This is a genomic window from Luteolibacter ambystomatis, assembly GCF_018137965.1.
In the GTDB taxonomy this organism is placed as follows: Bacteria; Verrucomicrobiota; Verrucomicrobiia; order Verrucomicrobiales; family Akkermansiaceae; genus Luteolibacter; species Luteolibacter ambystomatis.
Genome location: NZ_CP073100.1, coordinates 3,240,347 through 3,258,755, shown reverse-complemented (window position 1 = coordinate 3,258,755; position 18,409 = coordinate 3,240,347). Strand labels below are relative to the sequence as shown.

Annotated in this window: 19 protein-coding genes and 1 tRNA gene; 8 read left to right on the top strand and 12 right to left on the bottom strand. The window is 63.3% G+C overall.

Going from position 1 to position 18,409, the window contains the following annotated elements:
• Nucleotides 1–12: 12 nt before the first annotated feature.
• Nucleotides 13–660 carry a LuxR C-terminal-related transcriptional regulator gene (locus tag KBB96_RS12360; protein ID WP_211629753.1) on the bottom strand — a complete coding sequence of 216 codons (648 nt, stop codon included), beginning with the start codon at nucleotides 658–660 and terminating at the stop codon, nucleotides 13–15.
• Nucleotides 661–662: 2 nt separating this feature from the next.
• Nucleotides 663–2,612: a sensor histidine kinase gene (locus tag KBB96_RS12355; protein WP_211629752.1), complete on the bottom strand. Its 1,950-nt coding sequence runs from the start codon at nucleotides 2,610–2,612 to the stop codon at nucleotides 663–665.
• A 119-nt stretch (nucleotides 2,613–2,731) separates the two neighbouring features.
• Between KBB96_RS12355 and KBB96_RS12350 the strand changes: the two genes are divergently transcribed.
• Entirely contained in the window at nucleotides 2,732–4,600 is a 1,869-nt protein-coding gene (locus KBB96_RS12350) for a beta strand repeat-containing protein (RefSeq protein WP_211629751.1), read from the top strand.
• Here the strand turns inward: KBB96_RS12350 and KBB96_RS12345 are convergent.
• Entirely contained in the window at nucleotides 4,578–4,967 is a 390-nt protein-coding gene (locus KBB96_RS12345; protein WP_211629750.1) for a VOC family protein, read from the bottom strand. The genes KBB96_RS12350 and KBB96_RS12345 overlap by 23 nt on opposite strands.
• A 55-nt stretch (nucleotides 4,968–5,022) precedes the next feature.
• Nucleotides 5,023–5,934 carry a ParB/RepB/Spo0J family partition protein gene (locus tag KBB96_RS12340; protein WP_211629749.1) on the bottom strand — a complete coding sequence of 304 codons (912 nt, stop codon included), beginning with the start codon at nucleotides 5,932–5,934 and terminating at the stop codon, nucleotides 5,023–5,025.
• 137 nt (nucleotides 5,935–6,071) lie between these two features.
• Here KBB96_RS12340 and KBB96_RS12335 point away from each other — a divergent pair, with 137 nt between their 5' ends.
• Genes KBB96_RS12335 through KBB96_RS12325 form a run of 3 tightly spaced genes read left to right on the top strand, consistent with a single transcriptional unit; the run spans nucleotide 6,072 to nucleotide 7,642 of the window.
• Nucleotides 6,072–6,704: a hypothetical protein gene (locus KBB96_RS12335; RefSeq protein WP_211629748.1), complete on the top strand. Its 633-nt coding sequence runs from the start codon at nucleotides 6,072–6,074 to the stop codon at nucleotides 6,702–6,704.
• 26 nt (nucleotides 6,705–6,730) lie between these two features.
• Nucleotides 6,731–7,294 carry an SET domain-containing protein gene (locus tag KBB96_RS12330; protein WP_211629747.1) on the top strand — a complete coding sequence of 188 codons (564 nt, stop codon included), beginning with the start codon at nucleotides 6,731–6,733 and terminating at the stop codon, nucleotides 7,292–7,294.
• 18 nt (nucleotides 7,295–7,312) lie between these two features.
• Nucleotides 7,313–7,642, top strand: a complete 330-nt coding sequence (locus tag KBB96_RS12325) for an MGMT family protein (RefSeq protein WP_226373534.1) — start codon at nucleotides 7,313–7,315, stop codon at nucleotides 7,640–7,642.
• A gap of 30 nt (nucleotides 7,643–7,672) precedes the next feature.
• Here KBB96_RS12325 and KBB96_RS12320 read toward each other — a convergent pair whose 3' ends face one another.
• The 3 genes from KBB96_RS12320 to KBB96_RS12310 all read right to left on the bottom strand — a co-directional run bounded on the left by KBB96_RS12320 (nucleotide 7,673) and on the right by KBB96_RS12310 (nucleotide 9,153).
• Nucleotides 7,673–7,999 (bottom strand): hypothetical protein, encoded by a 327-nt coding sequence (locus tag KBB96_RS12320; RefSeq protein ID WP_211629746.1) that lies wholly within the window; start codon nucleotides 7,997–7,999, stop codon nucleotides 7,673–7,675.
• 7 nt (nucleotides 8,000–8,006) lie between these two features.
• Nucleotides 8,007–8,630: a coiled-coil domain-containing protein gene (locus KBB96_RS12315; RefSeq protein WP_211629745.1), complete on the bottom strand. Its 624-nt coding sequence runs from the start codon at nucleotides 8,628–8,630 to the stop codon at nucleotides 8,007–8,009.
• A 109-nt stretch (nucleotides 8,631–8,739) separates the two neighbouring features.
• Entirely contained in the window at nucleotides 8,740–9,153 is a 414-nt protein-coding gene (locus KBB96_RS12310) for an RrF2 family transcriptional regulator (RefSeq protein ID WP_211629744.1), read from the bottom strand.
• A 70-nt stretch (nucleotides 9,154–9,223) separates the two neighbouring features.
• Between KBB96_RS12310 and cysE the strand changes: the two genes are divergently transcribed.
• Together cysE and KBB96_RS12300 are read left to right on the top strand one after the other, a co-directional pair.
• Entirely contained in the window at nucleotides 9,224–10,015 is a 792-nt protein-coding gene (gene cysE, locus KBB96_RS12305; protein WP_211629743.1) for a serine O-acetyltransferase, read from the top strand.
• Nucleotides 10,016–10,065: 50 nt separating this feature from the next.
• Nucleotides 10,066–11,070, top strand: a complete 1,005-nt coding sequence (locus KBB96_RS12300) for a hypothetical protein (RefSeq protein WP_211629742.1) — start codon at nucleotides 10,066–10,068, stop codon at nucleotides 11,068–11,070.
• Between the two features lie 23 nt (nucleotides 11,071–11,093).
• On the opposite strand, the gene leuB is transcribed toward KBB96_RS12300, so the two are convergent.
• Nucleotides 11,094–12,197, bottom strand: a complete 1,104-nt coding sequence (leuB, locus tag KBB96_RS12295) for a 3-isopropylmalate dehydrogenase (RefSeq protein WP_211629741.1) — start codon at nucleotides 12,195–12,197, stop codon at nucleotides 11,094–11,096.
• Between the two features lie 156 nt (nucleotides 12,198–12,353).
• Here leuB and KBB96_RS12290 point away from each other — a divergent pair.
• Nucleotides 12,354–12,429 (top strand) — tRNA-Phe (locus KBB96_RS12290).
• Nucleotides 12,430–12,472: 43 nt separating this feature from the next.
• Here KBB96_RS12290 and KBB96_RS12285 read toward each other — a convergent pair.
• The 4 genes from KBB96_RS12285 to KBB96_RS12270 all read right to left on the bottom strand — a co-directional run bounded on the left by KBB96_RS12285 (nucleotide 12,473) and on the right by KBB96_RS12270 (nucleotide 17,177).
• Complete coding sequence (locus KBB96_RS12285) at nucleotides 12,473–13,012, bottom strand: hypothetical protein (protein ID WP_211629740.1); 540 nt, start codon at nucleotides 13,010–13,012, stop codon at nucleotides 12,473–12,475.
• Between the two features lie 247 nt (nucleotides 13,013–13,259).
• Nucleotides 13,260–14,678 (bottom strand): sensor histidine kinase, encoded by a 1,419-nt coding sequence (locus KBB96_RS12280; RefSeq protein ID WP_211629739.1) that lies wholly within the window; start codon nucleotides 14,676–14,678, stop codon nucleotides 13,260–13,262.
• Complete coding sequence (locus KBB96_RS12275) at nucleotides 14,675–15,394, bottom strand: response regulator (RefSeq protein ID WP_211629738.1); 720 nt, start codon at nucleotides 15,392–15,394, stop codon at nucleotides 14,675–14,677. Before KBB96_RS12275 ends, KBB96_RS12280 begins: the two co-directional genes overlap by 4 nt.
• 85 nt (nucleotides 15,395–15,479) lie before the next feature.
• Nucleotides 15,480–17,177, bottom strand: a complete 1,698-nt coding sequence (locus KBB96_RS12270; RefSeq protein WP_211629737.1) for a sulfatase-like hydrolase/transferase — start codon at nucleotides 17,175–17,177, stop codon at nucleotides 15,480–15,482.
• 233 nt (nucleotides 17,178–17,410) lie between these two features.
• Here KBB96_RS12270 and KBB96_RS12265 point away from each other — a divergent pair, with 233 nt between their 5' ends.
• The gene (locus KBB96_RS12265) at nucleotides 17,411–18,403 is read left to right on the top strand and encodes a formylglycine-generating enzyme family protein (protein WP_211629736.1); all 993 of its coding nucleotides are present in this window, start codon (nucleotides 17,411–17,413) and stop codon (nucleotides 18,401–18,403) included.
• Nucleotides 18,404–18,409: the final 6 nt, after the last annotated feature.

Below are 18,409 nucleotides of genomic sequence, written 5' to 3'. Positions count from 1 at the left end.
CTCGCCATCAACTTACACAGTCCAGCCTCGCAGCGCGGCGGCGGTGACCAGCTCGGTGTAGTTTTTCGCATCGAGCTTGGTCATCAGGTTGGCGCGGTGGAATTCGATGGTACGGGCGCTCAATCCCATCTTGTCGGCGATCTCGCGGTTGCTGTTGCGTTCCAGGAGAAGCCGCAGCACCTGCTGCTCGCGGCGTGACAGAATCTTGCCGACGCTTTCGGCCTTGGCGCCTTCCTGCTTGAGCGTTTCGCGGAAGGCGGAGGAAAAATAGCTTTGCCCGTTCGCCACCGCATCAAGTGCCTCCGCCAGTTGTTCCGGCGTCGCGTCCTTCTCGACGTAGCCTTCCACCGCCGCTTCGCGGATGCGTGCGAGCACGAGCACATCGACGAGAGAGGATACCACCAGTGCCCGCAGCTGCGGGCGGATCTGGCGCGCGGCTCGGACGAACTCCAAGCCATCCATGCCGGGAAGCTGGTAGTCCACCAGCACCACATCCGCCCGTGCCGATTCCACCAGGGCGAGGGCTTCTTCTCCCGAGCGGACGGAAGCAACGAGGATGTAGGCGGGAAGAGTGGCCAGCCAGCGTTCGAAGAACGTACGGATCATGCCCTGGTCTTCCAGGATCATCACGCGGATGAGGCGGGGAGCGGAGGATTCCATGTTCATGCGTTCGGGTGGGGGGCGGGTAGGGTGAATCCGAATTCGGTACCGGTTCCCGAGTCGGAACGGGCGGTCAGTTTCACATCGAGAACCGCGCAGATTTCCCGGCAGAGATTGAGGCCCATGCCGCCGGTGGCGGTCATCGGTTCGTTTTCACCTGTCAGCAGGCGGGCGGCTACTTCGGGGGACAGGGGAGGGCCGTCGTTGACGACGGTGAAGCGCACGCCATCCGCAACAGCGGCCGCGCGCAGGATCACGCGGGTGCGGGCGAACTTCAGGGCATTGGCGAGGAGATTGCGGATCAGGGTTTGCGCGAGTACCAGATCGGCCGACACTTGCAGGTCTTCCGCCACGTCCACCGTGAGATGGATTCCGGCGTGATCCGCCAGTGAGTGATGGAGGGCGGCGGCGGGTAGGAGGATCTCGTCCGCGGTCTGGTGGGAGATGGCGGGTTTGCCTGCTTTCAGTCGGGCCCACAGCACGAGGTCCTCGATCATGAGCAGCAACGCGCGGCTGGTGCGGGTCACGCCGTGGGAGAACTCGCCGGGCATCCCATCGGCGGAGCGCATCAGGCCGGTCAACGGGCCGCGGAGGTCGTGGCCGATGACCGCTAGCATCCGGTCCTTGTCGGCATTGGCGGCCTGGAGTTCGCGGGTGCGTTCGCGGACTTCCTCTTCGAGTTCGTCGGCATAGGCTTCTTCAATCGCGCGACGCTGCTCGGTTTCTTCGAGCAACTGGCGTTGTGCCCGTGCGAAACGATCGGCCACCGCCAGCGACAGCAGCAGCATTTCCAAGGCGGAGCCGATCATCAGCCCGCGCATGGCAACGTCCCGCAGCGTGGTTTCGAAAAACCAGACGGCGATCATCGGCAGCGAACCCGCGAACAGGCAGCCGAATGACAGCAGAAGGTAACGGGCCTGCCGCACACCGGCCCGCCACGAAGCGACCACCGCCACGACCAATCCGACATGCGTGATGGCGACGACCAAGGTGGAAGTTCTGAGCCACGGCCATGCGGGCCACGATGGAATGGTCAGCGAGCTCACTGCGAGCAAGGCCAGAATTCCGCACCAGCGGCGGAAGGCCTTGTTCATCCTGGGAAATCCCGCGCGGAGATCCAGGAACTCGATCGCAAAGCGGGTGAGGCAGACCGCGCTCGTGATCATCACGAAGGTGAGCACCTTTTCCAACCATGGAGAACCGAGGGCGAATCCAAGGGCGGGCAACTGCGCGCGGGCAAGGAACATGAATGCCGCCAGTGTGGCGAGATAGCTCGCATACCAGCCGATGTCCTTCTGGCGCAGGCGCAGCCACAGCAGGGCATTGTAGCCGAGCAGGGCGAGCAGGCCGCCGAGGTAGATGCCTTCCGCCAGTCCGGAGCGCATCCGGTTGAGGTGGAAACTGGCGGCATCCGGCCACCACACGGGCCGGGCAAAGGCTCCGTAGTAGTTCTGGAAGCGCAGGTGGATCACCGCGCGACTTCGTGCGGGCACGCTGACAGGCACCGCCATTTCGCGTCCGGGAATGCTTTTCTCCGCCGCCGGCACGCCTTCTCCCGAGAGCAAATGGGTGTCTCCTTGATCCGTGGCGATCCACCCGTCCATACGGTCGGCGAAGTAGTCGCCATTCTCCAGGACTCCGTGTTGGGTGTTCGGGGTGGGATTGGCCAGCGTGACCTTCAACCAGAGGATTTCATCCTTACGGTTGGTCTGGGCGAATCCGCGGGAAGACATCGGGCGCCATTCCTCCCGAGGCAGGTATTTCACCTGCTCGACGTCCAGTCGTCCGCCCGGGTCGAAATGATACTCAGCCATGGAGCCTGCGGTGTCCGGCAGCATCGTCATGCCTGTCCGCTCTCCTGCGAAGATCAGGAGCAGCCAGACGAGTCCCGCCGCCACCAGACACGGCACTGCCATGACGGCGAGCCGGAGGGGAATGCGACGGGTGATCATGACGGCAGCCTTTCCGATTCATGCCGCAGCGCAAGCTCCGGCCTCTTCCAAAAACCCCGTACCCGCTACGGGGTTTTGCGATTTGAGCGGCCGCATACTGTTAGGGATCCTATCCGGTGATGACTCCCAGACTGCCGTCCTCCCTTTCCCTGTTCGCACCCGCCGCGATCGCCTTCTCGCTGGGCTTTCCGACGCCGTCGGCCCATGCGACCATCACACCCACCGGAAACACCTACATCGCTCCGAACTACACCTCGACGTGGATCGGCTACACTGGCAATGGCACTCTCAGGGTCGATGGGGACAGCGACTATGTCACGAATGCCCTCAGCGTCGGCCAGAGTGCGGGTGTGACTGCCACGGTGACGGTGAGCGGAGTGGGTTCGACCCTGACCACCAACCAGAGCGTTTTCATCGCCTCATCCGGCACGGCGAATCTGATTCTCCAATCGGGGGCGGTGATGACCAGCAACGGACTGCCGACCTCTCCGACGTTCTATGGCGTGACCGTTGGTTCCTCTTCGGGTGGCAAAGGGACGGTTTCCGTGGATGGAGATGGCACGAAATGGATCATTCCGAACATGAGCCTTTCCGTGGGCAGCACCAATGGAACGGGCTCCGTCACCGTGAACCACGGCGGCCTGATCAGTTCGAGCGGGCTTGGCGTGTCGCCCGGCAGCACCCTGCTTATCACGGGGACGGATCCAGTGACGCATGCGGCCTCGACAGTGAATACCGGAAGTTTCCTCGTGGACAGCACCGTGACAGGTGGAGCGACGGTCAGCGCGGGGGGCATTCTCAATTCCAACGGGGTCAGTACGATCGGCAGCTTCCTGGGCCGCACCGGAACGATGACCGTGACGGGCCAAGGCTCGCAATGGAATGCCGTCGGCTTGCTCAACCTGGGGTCGTCAAGCGGGACGGGCTCTCTCACCGTGGCCGATGGCGCGCTGGTGAGTGTGTCCAACACCGGCTCGGCGAGCGGCACCGGCAACGGTCTCCTGACTCTGGGAGGATCGCCGCAGAGCTCGAATCCCGGAACCCCTGCCAGCACCGGCAATCTCTACATCGGCAACGGCGGAGCGGCGGGCCGCCTGAACTTGGCGGAGATCAATGGCTACTATTCCACTAGTACCAATCCGCCCACGGTGCCGGCGGTCTCGACGATCACCTTCAACCACAACGAAAGCGGATACGAGTTCAAGAACAGCAGCGGCACCGGCATCCTGATCTCCGGCAGCACCAAGGTGGTGAACCAGGCGGGCACCACGATCTTCACCGCGGCGAACACCTATCGCGGCGGCACCGAGATCACCGGGGGCAAACTGATCGTGAACAATACCACCGGACTCGGCACCGGTTCGGGTGCCGTCACCGTGAGCGGTGGCGGCCAGCTCGGCGGGCACGGCACGGTGGGGGCGGTGGTGGTCGGCAACGGTGGCTCCACGTATCCGGGTGATCCGCAGATCCTGACCGCGGCCAGCATCCAGTATCAGGCCGGATCGACGGCGCAGTTCGCGATCGAAACGGGAGTGGGTGGGACCCCGACCGCAGGCGTGGACTATGACCGCATCGCGATCAGCGGTGGCACGGCAGGTGTGCTGGGCATCGATTCCGGCGCGACCTTGCAGATCAACCTGACCTCGGATGCCCTGTCCTACTTGCAGGACCAGGCGACCCAGGCCATGCCCGCGAACTATTTCCTCTTCACGCTGGGCAATGGCACTTCGACCGGAAACTTCGGGCAGCTCACGATCACCGAAGGCGGGAATACCTACACCCAGTCGATCGTGGGCGGAGAGGCCAACTTCGCGGATCTCGGGCTGGCATTCCGCGTCGGCTACACGGGAGATGCGACGACCAACTCGCTTGCCGGAGGTCATGATGTGACCTTTTCCGTGGTAGCCGTTCCCGAGCCTGCCGCGGCGGCGCTGCTGCTTTGCGCGGGGATGGGTGGCTTGATGGTCAGGCGCCGGGCGATGCGCTAGGTTTGCCATCCATGCGATAGCCGCTGGAAATCTGGATCGGGTTTCCTGCCGGATCGCGCGCGTTCGCGAATTCGTAGCCGGACCCCTTGTGGATGGCTCCGAATTTCAGGCCGCTCTTCGCGCTATCCGCTTTGAACATGGCCACATCTCCGACATCGAAGATGAGCTTCACGTTCGATTGACCGGTCTTGTGGCCTTTGCTCGCTTGGAGAAGCACCAGAGCGCAGCCACCGGAAGGCGGGGTGAGGAGGAACTTGTCCGTCAGACCGGTGTCCGTGCGGGTGAAACCGAAGTGCCGCTCGTAGAATGCGGCGACTTTCTCCATGTCCCGGACATAGAGGGCGATCCGGGAGATGGGCGGGTTCATGGTGGATCACTCGCGGCCTTCCCTAGGCAGGACAGGAATGTCCTGCCTTCCTGGGTCATACCTCGTCCGCTCCGAGCAGTTCGAGGATGCGCTGGAGATCGTCGTTGCCGTAGTATTCCAGCTCGATCCTGCCCTTCTTCGGGCTGTGGGTGATCGCCACGTGGGTGGCGAAGAGATCGCGGAGCCGGTTCTCGATCGCCCGGATGTGGGCGTCGGTTTCGCGGGCCGGGGTGGCGGCCGCAGGCTTCTTCGTGCCGTCTGCGGCTGGGGTGGCCAGATCGTTCTGGAAGGTCTGTGCCAGCTTCTCGGTGGCGCGGACGGTGAGCTGGCGGCGGATCACCTGATCGGACGCGAGCAACTGGGCATCGCGGTCCTTGATCGAAAGGATGGCCTTGGCGTGGCCGACGGAGAGGCGTGCCTGGGCGACGAGCAACTGCACGTCCGAATGGAGATCGAGCAGGCGCATCGCATTGGCGACGCTGGCGCGGGATTTGCCGACGCGGGCGGCGATCTCCTCCTGCTTCATCGTGAACTCGCGGGCGAGGCGCACATAGCCGGCGGCTTCTTCCATCGGGTTGAGATCCTCGCGCTGGAGGTTCTCGATGAGAGCCATTTCCAACACATCGCGATCGGAGGCTTCACGCTCGATGACCGGCACGGTGGCCAGACCGAGTTTCTGCGAAGCGCGCCAGCGGCGTTCACCGGCGATGAGCTCCAGCTTGCCGTCCACCGGACGGACGATCAGCGGCTGGATGATGCCGTGCTGGCGGATGGATTCCATCAGGTCGTCCAAAGGCGACTCGATGAAAGTGGTGCGCGGCTGGAGAGGCGAAGGAACGACCTGGTCGAGTGGGACGTCACGCACGCGCTTCGATTCATCGGGAGAAACGGTGGACGCGGGGACTCCGCTTCCGGTCTGTTTCTTGATGAGGGCTCCTAGTCCCTTTCCGAGTGCCTGCTTCGCCATGGGGCGGCGAGGATTACCCCGACCGGCTGCGAATTCCAAGCGGATTCCGGGCGCGCTTGACGGAACGGGCCGCAGCGGCCATCGGTTGAAGCGTGATAGTGCTCCGTTCCCTCCTTGCCACTCCTTGGATTCTGCTTGTGACAGCGGCTTCTTTGCGCGCCCAAAATCCTGCTCCGGCTCCCGCCGCGCCGGCTCCTGGCGAAAACGTGGTCAAAGCCGATCCGGTTCCGGCGGATCTGGGTGCTTCCGCCAAGGCCGCCGTGGAAAAACTCTGCACGGAGGTGGTGGCAGGCCGTTATCAAATTGCCATCGACCGGATGTATCCGCAGTGGAAGGAGCGCATGGCCAAGCGCGCCGGCGGGATGGAAAATCTCAATGCCCAACTCGCCCAGGCACCGATTCTGCTTCAGAAGAACGGAGTGACACTGCTTTCTTCCAAACCGGAAGGCGCGCCCCAGATTTTCCAAGTGGCGCCGGGGAAGCGCATCGAAAAGGTTGGTGGCAGTGATGTGGCGGTCATGGGTTACACCAAATGGCTGGTGATCGTGCCGACGGTCACGCGCTTCAAGATTTCCAAGACCGGTGCGAGCACGATGGCGGAGAGCACCTCCTTCCAGGTCGCGGTATCGGACAAGGGCAAGTACGACTGGACTTTCATCGATGGTTCTTCGGCGACCCTGGCGGATCTCCGCAGCCTTTTCTTCTCCCTGCCCGTGGATCTCCAACTGCCGAAGATCGGCGGCGGGGAGATCGGGGGCGAACGCAAGTAACAGACGATTTTTTTCCGAGCGAGGTTATGGCCAAAAAGGCGGCGAAGAACAAACAGGCGCAGGATGCGTGGTTGCGGAAGAAGCTCACGGAGCTTTGGAACCGCGGGCAGAGCGAATACTGCGAGGTGCGCGGCTCGGTGATTCACGGGCGCGGGGTTTATGCCACGCAATTCATCCCGAAGGAGACCAAGATCATCGAGTATGTCGGCGAGCTGGTGGACAAGGAGGAGAGCGACAAGCGGGCCCATGCCCAGCATGCCAAGGCGATCGAAACCGGCGATGCGGCGGTGTACATTTTCACGCTTTCCAAGCGCTGGGACATTGATGGCAACGTTCCTTGGAACACGGCCCGCCTGATCAACCATTCCTGCAATCCGAACTGTGAGGCGTGGATCGAAGGCCGGAAGATTTTCATCCACTCGCTCCGGGAGATCAAGGAAGGCGAGGAACTTACCTTCGACTACGGATTCGATGTCGATTGCTACGAGGATCACCCATGCCTCTGCGGCTCGGAAAACTGCGTGGGCTATATCGTCAGCCGCGACCAGTGGCCGGAACTGCGCCAGCGTCTTGGCGGCGCGGAAGAGTGACTTTTACGAGAGACCGCCATGAAGGAACGTGAACCCATGGCATTCGAGATGGCGGTCTATGAAGTCGTCCGCCTGATCCCGAGAGGGAAGGTGTCCACCTATGGCGCGGTCGCACGTTGTGCGGGAAAAGGGGGCGCGCGGGCGGTCGGGTCCGCGCTGGCGAGAAACCCGTTTGCCCCGGAAGTGCCTTGTCACCGCGTGGTGCGGTCAAATGGCGCCCTCGGAGGATTCAGCGGGCAGACGGAAGGTCCGGAGATGGACCGCAAGACGCGGATGCTGCGTGCCGAAGGCGTGGAAGTGGTGAAGGGCGTGGTCGATATGGACCGCTTCGGCGTTGAGCCGGGTTGATCGTCCGAAGCCGGAACCTCCGGCTGGTTCTCAACCGCGCATCAGTTGCAGCCCCCACATGACCAGGCTGGTGGTGGCGGCCAGCAGCAGCACCAGCAGCAGCAGGCTGCGGCGCTGGCTCTTGTGCTCGTTGCGGACCTTGCCCCGGGTGGCCAGTTCTTCGAACGCGCGGCGGCGTTCGCGATCGCGGAAATCCTCGGTCGGAGGAAGCGTGGCACGCTCCTCTTCATACTGGCGGCGCAGGCGTTCAGGTTCGGCCGCTGTCACCGCGATCTGGGCGCGGAGCACCGCCTCCTGATCCACGAGCAACTGAAGCTCGGGGTCCAGGTTCTGCGGCTTTTTCTTCCGGGCGGCCATGACCTGCTTACTTGAGGAGATAGACGATCAAGGCGATCCCGCCGAGCACGAGGACCGGCAGGTTGAAGGCCAGTCCGCTGCGGAACTGGGCGGTGAAATCAGAGGTGCCGCCGGCGGATGCACCGGGGCGGCGGGCCTTGCCGCGGCCGAAGATCTCGCCGCTGCGCATGTTGCTGAAGTGTGCGGCCGCCTGCTCGTATTCGTCCGCAGCCAGCTCCGCGGAGGTCGTGGCGCGGTCGAGATGGGCGGCGAGCTGCTCCTTGGACCAAGCTTCCGGATTGTATTTCTGGAGCTTGTCGAGGTGGGAGGCAAAGCACACGCGGCACTGCTCGAGATCCTCCATTTCCTGGCGCATCTCATACAGTTCGCGGTCGATCCGTGTTACCGCCGCGGAAAGTTTCTCGGTCAGCTCCACCTGGGAGGACAGGAACTGGCGCTTGCGTCCGTTGAGTGCTTCCAACTCCTGCTTCTTGCGCTCCAGTTCCTCGCGCTGCTTCTGGAGTTCCTCCAGTTGCACCTGGGCCGCCTGGAGCTTTCCCTCGTAGTCATCGCTGACGGCCGGGGAGGTGTTCATCTCCAACTGTTGGGTGCGGAGCCGGATATGGTGGGTGTGTTCGGCGTTGCCGGGCATGGAGGCGGAAAGGTAGGCGGGACGACCATGATTTTACCCCGCACCAGTTGTTACCGCCAGTGAAATAATTCGTATTTCTTGACTAACGACCGCGCTTGCCCACGGGAAATCAGATGTAGAACATCTGGTCCGCGGCCTGTTGGGACAGGGCCTCCAGCGTCACCGCGTCCAGCGACTCGCCGAGAGCTTTCGAAACGCGTTCCCATGCCGCGCGCACCCCCGGGCCGGATTCGCCTTCGTTGGAGACGGAGAACTGGAGCAGGGCCGGGTCCACCGCCACCACCATCTGGCGCAGGGTGATCTCCTTGGCGGGACGGGCCAGCAGGTAGCCTCCTGCTTTGCCCCGGCGGCTGTCGATGAGGCCCGCACGGCGCAGATCGTTGAGGATCTGGACCAGAAAGTTGGCGGAAATCGCTTCCCGTTGCGCGAGCTCGTCGAGGCGTGTTAACGTCCGTCCGTCGTTGCGACGCGCCAGTTGGGCGAGGGCACGACAGGCATATTCGAGCTTCTGGGAAATTTTCATGACCGATTCGGTACACATTCACGCCCCCACGGCGAGCAAGAAGGCAACAGAAGCGAATCCCTGCCGCGAAATGGCTATCGGGGAGGTGTGGGAGCACCTGAAACGGGATGGCACGACGGTGGTGGAGCAGGAGCCGGGATTGGCCCACTTGCTCCGTGATGTGGTCTTCCTGCGCTCGAATATGGGAGAGGCCCTGTCCGCCCGCCTGGCGCGGCGGCTCGCCCGTGAGGACATGACCCGCGCGGAACTCGAGCCCCTGTTCAACCAGATCTTCGGCGATCATCCGGAGCTCGTGTCCCAGGCGGCACGGGACATGATGGCGATCTACGAGCGTGACCCGGCCTGCTTCTCTCCGCTGGAGCCGCTGCTGTTTTACAAGGGCTTTCTGGCACTGGCGACCTACCGGGTGGCGCACCAGTTGTGGCTGGAGGAGCGGCGCTGGCTGGCGCTGTATCTCCAGAGCGTGATGAGCGAGGCCTTCGCCGTGGACATCCACCCGGCGGCCCGGATCGGCTGCGGCATCCTGCTCGATCATGCCACCTCCTTCGTGGTCGGTGAGACGGCGATCATCGAAAACGACGTGTCGATCCTGCATGAGGTCACTCTCGGTGGTACCGGCAAGGACACGGGCGACCGTCATCCGATCGTGCGCTCCGGCGTGCTGCTGGGAGCCGGGGCGAAGATCCTCGGCCGGGTCGAGATTGGCACCGGGGCGAAGGTGGGGGCCGGATCGGTGGTGCTGGCCGATGTGCCGCCGCATACCACCGTGGCCGGCGTGCCGGCGGTGATCGTCGGCGTGGCACGGGAGGAAAATCCGGCGGGTGAGATGGACCAGTCGTTGGAGTGCCGGAAATCCGAGTGACCGCATTGAAAGCTGGCCTGGGCTGATATTTTAGCCTATCGAATCATGGCATGCGCCTGCCATGGCTCCCGCTGCTGTTCTGTGCCTGCCTCGTTTCCTGTGACAAGGTGAAGCAGGCGGTTGCCGATGCGAAGGCGAAGGCCTCCAGCAGCGGGAATGGGAAATCCTCTTCGCCGCAGGACAAGGGCAGCCCGGGGGGGGCGATCGATCAGGCGCTGGAGGCACAGATCGACCGCACGGAGGAGGGAGTCCGGTTCCGCAAGGACCTGCCTTTCCCTCCACTGCTCACGGTTCGTGAAAAGGAGCGGATGGAGAGCAAGGGCCTGCGTTTCACCCGTCAGTCGGCGCTCGGCAAGGAGGCCTCCATCAAGGATGGCACCGAGGAGAGCGTGCATGTCTGGAAACGCGAGGGTGACCGGCTGACCCTGACCATCGAGCGCCAGGCGTTCATTCCCACGCCGCTGCCAGCGAAGGACAGCAAGGAAGCACCGGTCCAGCCCGCGGCGGTGGAATCCGAATCCAACGGACTTTCCGCGACCTTCAAGCTGACGAATGGCAAGTGGAAGACCGAGGGACGTTCCGCGGACTTCAAGCGTATGGTGTGGCTGGAGCAGGTGGAGCCGGTGATCGGCTCGATGGCGTCCCATTCCGGCGCGCTGCCCTCGGGATTCTGGTTCGGAAAGCCGCGCTTCAAGGAAGGCTCCGCCATTTCTTTGACCGGTGACGGTCTCAAGCTGCTGTTCCGCGATGCCCAGTCCGGCAAGCTGGACCTTGTCTTCGAGGGCGTGGAAGGAATCGGCGGTCATCCCTGCGGGCGTTTCTCCGTCCGTGGGATGTGTACCCAGCGCAACCTGCTCCGTGAGGATGGGAAGAAGACCAGTTGCGACTACATGATCGACTCAGGAAAAGTCTGGCTCTCGCTGTTGCATCCGGTGGTGCTGCGGAAGGAAATGGATGCCGCCATCACGATGTCCGGAGATGACGGCGGTACCAGCGTCCGCATGCAGGGAGCCGTGAAGCTGATCTCCACGGTGGAGTGGAAGCCCGGTTCGTGACCGGGCTCCCGTGAAGCATCCGATCAGAGGCCGGCGAGGATCGCATCGCCCATGGCGGCGGTGCCCACGCGGATCTCGCCTTCGGCACCGGTGGCGATGTCACCAGTACGATAACCATCGTTGATGGCCTTCGCCACGGCGGCGTCGATCGCATCGGCGGCTCCGGTTTCACCGAGCGAGAAGCGCAGCAGCATCGCGAGCGAAAGGATCTGTGCGATCGGGTTGGCAATGCCCCGGCCGGCGATGTCCGGAGCGGAGCCACCGGACGGCTCGTACATGCCGAAGTAGAGGCCGTTTTCGTGGCGCTGGCCGAGCGAAGCGGACGGCAGCATGCCCAGTGAGCCGGAGATCATCGCCATCTCATCGGAGAGGATGTCGCCGAAGAGATTCTCGGTGACGAGCACGTCGAACTCGCCCGGGCGGCGGATGAGCTGCATCGCGGCATTGTCCACGTAGAGGTGCGAGAGCTGTACTTCCGGGAAATCCTTCGCGACCTCGATGACGACCTCGCGCCACAGCACGGAGGAGGCGAGCACGTTGGCCTTGTCCACGGAGACGAGGCGCTTGTCGCGACCCATGGCGGCGGTGAAGGCCACGCGGGCGATGCGCTCGATCTCGCTCTTGCGATAGATCATGGTGTCCAGCGCGACCGGTTCGCCGTTTTCCTCATGGCGGCCCTTGGGCTTGCCGAAGTAGACGCCGCCGGTCAGCTCGCGCACGCACAGTACGTCGAAGCCATCCTTGATGAGTTCGTTCTTCACCGGCGAGGCGTGGGTGAGGGAAGGCAGGCACACGCCCGGGCGGAGGTTCGCGAAGAGGCCGAAGTGCTTGCGCAGAGGCAGCAGCGCGCCGCGTTCCGGCTGGATGTCCGGCGGCAGGTTCTCCCACTTCGGGCCACCCACGGAGCCGAAGAGGATGGCGTCCGCCTTTTCGCTGGCATCCACGGTTTCCGGCGGAAGCGGGTGGCCGGTGGCGTCGATTGCCGCACCACCCACGAGGTGCTCGGTGCGGGTGACTTGGAATCCGAACTTCGCCTGCACGGCGTCGAGAACGCGGAGCGCCTCGATCATGACTTCGGGACCGATGCCGTCTCCGGCTAGCACGGTGATGCGGTGGCTGCGTGACATGGCCGGGAGACTCCAGAATCAGCAATCCGGAATCAAGAGAAGACCCCGCGAACCGGGCATCCGTTCAGGGGTGGGAAAGATGCCAACATTTTTCAATTTTCCGGTTGTCAAAGCCCGTGGGGACACCCTTAATCCCGGCCCCGCCCGCAAGGGAATGGCCCGATAGCTCAGTTGGTAGAGCAGCGGATTGAAAATCCGCGTGTCGCTGGTTCGAATCCGGCTCGGGCCACCACTTCTCTCTGTTTTGAAGAAGTGAGTGGTGATCGCACTGATGTTCAGTCACCCAATTCTCCGAAGAGGATTCCGTTCACCTTCGAGTCCTTGAAGGTGAAGACGAGACCCGGCGAGATAGAGCCGACGACGAAGGTGTCCTTTTCCGCGAAAGAGGCGTCCTTGGCTTTCACGTCCTTGTAGGCCTTTTCGACTTCCTCCTTGGTACTGCCGATCTTGATGCCGCGCGCGGTGGCCAGCTTGCATGCGGGCGATGCGGTGATGAGCAGGATTCGCTTCACCTCTTTTTTGCCCTGGGCTCCCATCCGGAGTTCGATGCCTTGCTTGGCATACTTCCATGTTTCGACCCAGTCGCCGCTGCCACCTTCTTCATGCACCGCCTTGCTTTTGGAATCGGGTGCGCCCAGCAGCTTTTCCACGTCGGTGGCCTTCTGATCCAAAGTGAGCTTTCCCAAGGCTTCGGTTTTTCCAAGGTTGGCGGCGATCTTCTCGTCGGGAGAAAGATCCTCGCCGTGGCACAGCGGCATGGGGATGGCGAGCGTCGCAAGCAGGATTGCAGCGAAGGCGGGAATGGAGGATTTCATGGCAGGTTGTTCTGGATTCCACGCTTGATCACTCCACGGGTAAAACAGGACCAAGCAATGCAAGGTATCCCGTTAGGGAGATGCTTTTCAAGACGCATCCTCGCTCCGCCGCTCCACCCAGCATGGGGCATTCCTTCAGGATGCGAATCGTGTCCTGCTGTGTCCAGGGGTTTTCGACCCCTGGCTGGTATGGGCCGCACCGTTGGTGCGCAGGAGATCCAGTCAAGGTGTGGAATGTGGATTCAAACTAACACAACGTCTCCCCTGGCAACACGATGGTTACGCGCAGGCCGACATCCTCGCGGTTGGCGAGCGTGATGTCTCCACCATGCGAGCGCACGATCGAGCGTGCAATGGCAAGACCGAGGCCGACCCCGCCGGTATCGCGATTGCGCGAGCTTTCCAAACGCACGAAAGGAGCGAAGACCTTTTCAAAATCCGCTTCCGGCATGCCGGGGCCATCGTCGTCCACGAGAATGTGCAGGACTCCGGGAGCGCGCTCGAGTTTCACGCGCGCGCGTTCGCCGTAGCGCACGGCGTTTTCGATCACGTTCCGCAAGGCACGGCGCAGCGCGTCCGGACGGCAGCGCCAGGGGATGCGCTCGCCGTCTTCGAAGGAGACATCGAGGCCGATGGCGGTGAGATCGTCGCAAAGACTTTCCAACAGCGCGGCGAGATCGATGGAACGCGCGGGCTCGGTGATGGATTCGCCTTTGGAAAACGCCAGAGCGGCTTCCGTCATCGCCTGCATCTCATCGAGCGTGGCGATCATCGGTTCGCGTGTTTCCGGATCGGCGATGAACTCGGCGCGCAGGCGCAGCGAGGTGATCGGCGTGCGGAGATCATGGCTGATCGCGGCGATCATGCGGGTGCGATCCTCCACGAAACGGCGCAGGCGCGACTGCATGCGGTTGAAGGCTTCCGCGGTGTGGCGGATGTCATCGGCACCGGCTTCGGGAACGGGTACGATTTCCTCGCCGCGTCCGAGCCGTTCGGCGGCGACGGTAAGGTGACGCAGCGGGCGGCCGACACGTCGTGCCGCGAGAATCGCGATGCCGGAAAGTACCAGTGCGGCGACACCGAGCATGACGTAGTAGCGGCGGGAAAGGGTGGTGGGTTCGGCCTTGGCATAGACCGCGTTCAACCACAGTCCGGGCTTCGCTTCGCTGGCGAGGCCGAAGCCGTTCCATGCCTCGAGATCGAGCAAATGCGCGGCCTGTCCGCCGGTGCCGCGCGTGACCAGGGTCCACCTGGGGCCGGGCTGGAGGGGGACGTCGCTCTCGCTCAGGCGCGGGTTGGGTGGATACTCCGTCTGGTCATCGTAGGCGGTGATCTCATGGATGGTCGGCAGGGCGCGGAGCACACGCTTGCGTGCGGCCTGCTGCCATTCCATCGGGTCGCCGGGTTCTTTCCCGCTTAGCCAATAGCGGACGACGGGCGTGTTCGCCGCACCGATGACCTCGCCGTGCTGGATGGGATCGGTGGTGCCGATGAGGCGTGCCACGGCCATGGCGCGGGCGATGAACTCTTCCTGACGTACGTTGCGCATCGAGCGGTCGCGCTCGTCGTTGTTGATGAAATAGAACACCACCTGCGAGAGCAGGAGCGTGAACAGCATCAGCGCGATGAGTTGCCCGGTGAGGCTGCGCATCCAGAAGCGTCTCATGCCTTCTCCACCTTTCCGGTGAAACTGTAGCCGCCGCCCCAGTGTGTCTGGATGAGCGTCGGATTTTTCGGATCGGGCTCGATCTTGCGGCGCAGGCGGCTGACCTGGTTGTCGATGCTGCGGTCCCACACGTCCGCCGCACGTCCGGTGGTGAGGTCGAGCAGTTGGTCGCGGTTGAGGATGATGCCGGGGTGATCGAGGAAGACGGCGAGCAGCCGGAACTCCGCCGTGCTGAGCGGCACGGCGACTTCATCCGGGCCGGTGATTTCGCGGCGCTCCATATCGAGGATCTTGTCGCCGATACGGAGATTGCCGGAGCGCGGGGCATCGCGTTGCGGCGGCAGGCTGTTGGAACGCCGCAGCACCGCCTTGATGCGGGCCAGCAGTTCGCGCGGGTTGAAAGGTTTCGTCAGATAGTCGTCCGCGCCCATCTCCAGACCGATGATGCGATCCGTGTCCTCGCTCACGGCGGTGAGAAAGATCACCGGCAGTTGGGTATTCGCGCGCAGATCGCGGCAGAGCGAAAGGCCGTCCTCGCCGGGCATCATGATGTCCAGCACCACGAGGTCCGGTGAACTGCGCTCCAGCAGATAGCGGAATGCCGCGGCGCTGTCCGCCTCGCTCACCCGGTAGCCGTGCGATCCGAGATAGCGGACCAGCAGCTCGCGGATGTCCTTGTGGTCATCCACGACGGCGATGTGGGGCGAGGAACTCATGAGGCGTGGCTTCACGGAGATACCACGCCTTCCGCCCGGGCACGCGGGAAAAATTGTATCCGGATGTGTCAGCCGTCAACCGGAGTCAGTTCCGGAACTGGGTCAGGAACTCATCGCGGTTGATCCGTTTGTCGTTGTCCTTGTCCAGGCTGTTGAAGGCCTTCTGGCGGTGCTCGGGCTTGAGCGCCTTCCCCTTCGGGCTGGACTTCCATTCCTCGAAGGTGAGCCGGCCGTCGTTGTCCTTGTCGAGGCTCTTGAAGATGGCTTCACCGGGGGAGGGCGCGGCTTCGCCCTCCTTCTTTTCCGGTGCGAAGATCCGGAGTTCCGGGAAGCCGTCGGCCGCCTTGTATTCCTTCTTCATCACGGCCACGGCCTGCTCGATCACGTCGCGGCGGGTGGCGGCGAGGTTGGTGGTTTCGCCACGGTCCTTTGAGAGGTTATAGACCTCCCAGTTGGAAGGGCCGTTCTTGCTTGTGGGGAAAAGATCGCGGCGGACCGCCTTCATGTCCCCGATGCGCACGGCCACCTGGCCACCATAGCCGCCGGTACACCACACCATCGGCTTGCGGGATTCGAGCTTGTCTTTCTCGCCGAGCCACACCGGCAGCAGTACGTCGCCATATGGCTGGCCGGCATCAGCCCCCGCCAGCGCGCACAGTGTTGGCATGATGTCGGCATCGTAACCGGGCTGGTCGACCACCTTGCCCGCGGGAACCTTGCCGGGCCAATAGACGATGCCCGGCACGCGGATGCCGCCTTCGTAGGTCTGGCCTTTGAGTCCGCGGAGGTCGGCCACGGAGTTGAAGAACTTGTGATCCACGCCGCCGACATCGTGGGTGGTGCCATTGTCGCTGGTGAAGACCACGATGGTGTTCTTGTCGAGGCCCTTGGCCTTCAGCGCGTCGATGAGCTGGCCGACATTGTGGTCGAGAAAGGAAATCATCGCGGCGTACGCGGCCCGCGGACGCGAGTGGGGGAGGTAGCTGTTGTTGCCGCGATAGGGTTCGGTGTCCCACTCCTTCGGATACTTGTCCAGCCACTCCTTCGGCGGCTGGAGCGCCACGTGGGGTTCGGTCGGAGCGTAGTAGAGGAAGAACGGTTTGCCGTCCGCCTGGCGGCTGTTTACGAACTCCAGCATGCGCTCCGCGATCTCCTTCGATGCGTGCTTGGTGCCGGTGTATTTCGCGTCATCGACAGGACCTTCCGGCTGGCGGGCATGGCCGGGGATCTCGGGATCGTTGAGCATGTCCTTGCGGCCGTTGTCCCAGAGGAATGCCGGATAGAAGCTGTGGCAGGCGCGTTGGTCGGTGTAGCCGTAGAAGACATCCGTGCCGTGCTTGTCCGGCGCGCCGCTGGTGCCGAACTCACCGAGGCCCCATTTTCCGAAGGTGGCGGTGTCGTAGCCCGCCTTCTTCAGAGCCATGTGAAGCGTGTAGGCTCCTTGGGAAATCGGCCAGTCGCCCTTGAGTTCGGCGTCCTTGCTGCCCTCGCTCTTGTCCACGCGCTTGAGGTCCTGCACGTCGCAGCCGCCACCATGGCGGCCGGTGAGGAGCACGTTGCGGGAGGGGCTGCAGACGGGGGCGCCGCAGTAGTAGTTGGTCCAGCGCTCGCCGCCCGCCGCGAGCTTGTCGAGGTTCGGGGTCTTGATCTTCTGCTGGCCGTAGCAGCCGAGCTCGGCATAGCCGAGGTCATCTGCATTGATGAGGACGATGTTCGGCTTTGGCTCCGCCGCGTGGGCGGTTCCGAAAAGTGCGGCAGCGAGAAGCAACCAGGAGTGTTTCATAGGAATGCGGATCAAATGACGAAAAACGGCGGAGTCTTAGGGAAACGCCGTGCATCTACGCAGCATGGTCCGGGAATCGCACGTGTCTTTGTCGTAAAGCGGGTTTTGTTTGTGATTTTGCGAAGCTGGCACCGGAGCCTCGATCTCGTCCCGGGTGCGGGTTTCCCCCAATGGCACCTCTGAAATTTGCGTGTAACATTTGCCGGGTTGCGGGGTATATACCCGCGTTCCGTATGCCCCGTCTGTCTCATGTTCTGTGGACCGTCGTGTCCATTTCATCGCTCTCCGCTTCGGCGGCAGAGGACGCGCCTGCGCCGCTCCATCTCACCGCACCTGGTTTGGAATTGATCGGGGTCTCCGGTGGGACGTTCCGGATGGGATCGGATGACAAGGACCCGGAGCGTTTTCCGTCCGAGCTGAAGGCGACGGTGGTGACGATCAGCCAGCCATTCTGGCTTGGCAAAACGGAAGTGACCCGTTCCCAGTGGGAGGCGGTGATGGGGCCGATTGCGGGGCCGACGTTTATCGGCAGCCCGAAGGATACCAAGGAACTGGCTGGTGACCTGCCGATGGCGGATGTGACCTGGGGGCAGGCGATTTCCTTTTGCGACAAGCTCACGCAGCGCGAGCGCGACGCGGGTCGGCTGAAGCCGGGCTACGTCTTCAGCCTGCCATCCGAGGCCCAATGGGAATACGCGTGTCGCGCGGGGTCCGCGGGTCTGGTGCCTGCCAGTACCACCGAGCGGGATGCCTCGATCTGGTACATGAAGACCGCTGGTCCATGGACATACTCGATGGGCGCCCGCCTCAATCCGGTCGGAAAAAAGAAGGCGAATGCCTGGGGATTTTTCGACATGCTGGGCAATGTCCGTGAATGGGTGCTGGATCCGGCGGCACCGTATTCCGGCGGCACGGCAACCGATCCGCTGCCGTTGAAGAGCGTTTTTCCCGGCAAGAAGCAGAAGGAGGAAATCGAGCTGCGGGTGATGCGCGGCGGTTGCTGGATCGATGGCGAGCGGGGCACCCGTGCGGCGGCCCGCGATTGGGCCGATCCGGCGAAGTACGCCGCGGCTCCCGGGAAGAAGCCGGATGGCAAGCCGGGATCCGATTTCCGCGGCGGCACGGTTGGCTTCCGCCTTGCTCTGGTTCCCGAGAAGATGCGCGGTGCGGTCGAACCGTTGGTTCGCACGCTTTCCGCACCCCCTGCCGCTCCTGCCAACCCTTGAACTTTC

Coding starts and splice junctions, on each gene's coding strand:
- KBB96_RS12360 (WP_211629753.1), bottom strand. CDS start 660: ATGGAATCCTCCGCTCCCCGCCTCATCCGCGTGATGATCCTGGAAGAC.
- KBB96_RS12355 (WP_211629752.1), bottom strand. CDS start 2,612: ATGATCACCCGTCGCATTCCCCTCCGGCTCGCCGTCATGGCAGTGCCG.
- KBB96_RS12350 (WP_211629751.1), top strand. CDS start 2,732: ATGACTCCCAGACTGCCGTCCTCCCTTTCCCTGTTCGCACCCGCCGCG.
- KBB96_RS12345 (WP_211629750.1), bottom strand. CDS start 4,967: ATGAACCCGCCCATCTCCCGGATCGCCCTCTATGTCCGGGACATGGAG.
- KBB96_RS12340 (WP_211629749.1), bottom strand. CDS start 5,934: ATGGCGAAGCAGGCACTCGGAAAGGGACTAGGAGCCCTCATCAAGAAA.
- KBB96_RS12330 (WP_211629747.1), top strand. CDS start 6,731: ATGGCCAAAAAGGCGGCGAAGAACAAACAGGCGCAGGATGCGTGGTTG.
- KBB96_RS12325 (WP_226373534.1), top strand. CDS start 7,313: ATGAAGGAACGTGAACCCATGGCATTCGAGATGGCGGTCTATGAAGTC.
- KBB96_RS12320 (WP_211629746.1), bottom strand. CDS start 7,999: ATGGCCGCCCGGAAGAAAAAGCCGCAGAACCTGGACCCCGAGCTTCAG.
- KBB96_RS12315 (WP_211629745.1), bottom strand. CDS start 8,630: ATGCCCGGCAACGCCGAACACACCCACCATATCCGGCTCCGCACCCAA.
- KBB96_RS12310 (WP_211629744.1), bottom strand. CDS start 9,153: ATGAAAATTTCCCAGAAGCTCGAATATGCCTGTCGTGCCCTCGCCCAA.
- cysE (WP_211629743.1), top strand. CDS start 9,224: ATGGCTATCGGGGAGGTGTGGGAGCACCTGAAACGGGATGGCACGACG.
- KBB96_RS12300 (WP_211629742.1), top strand. CDS start 10,066: ATGCGCCTGCCATGGCTCCCGCTGCTGTTCTGTGCCTGCCTCGTTTCC.
- leuB (WP_211629741.1), bottom strand. CDS start 12,197: ATGTCACGCAGCCACCGCATCACCGTGCTAGCCGGAGACGGCATCGGT.
- KBB96_RS12285 (WP_211629740.1), bottom strand. CDS start 13,012: ATGAAATCCTCCATTCCCGCCTTCGCTGCAATCCTGCTTGCGACGCTC.
- KBB96_RS12280 (WP_211629739.1), bottom strand. CDS start 14,678: ATGAGACGCTTCTGGATGCGCAGCCTCACCGGGCAACTCATCGCGCTG.
- KBB96_RS12275 (WP_211629738.1), bottom strand. CDS start 15,394: ATGAGTTCCTCGCCCCACATCGCCGTCGTGGATGACCACAAGGACATC.
- KBB96_RS12270 (WP_211629737.1), bottom strand. CDS start 17,177: ATGAAACACTCCTGGTTGCTTCTCGCTGCCGCACTTTTCGGAACCGCC.
- KBB96_RS12265 (WP_211629736.1), top strand. CDS start 17,411: ATGCCCCGTCTGTCTCATGTTCTGTGGACCGTCGTGTCCATTTCATCG.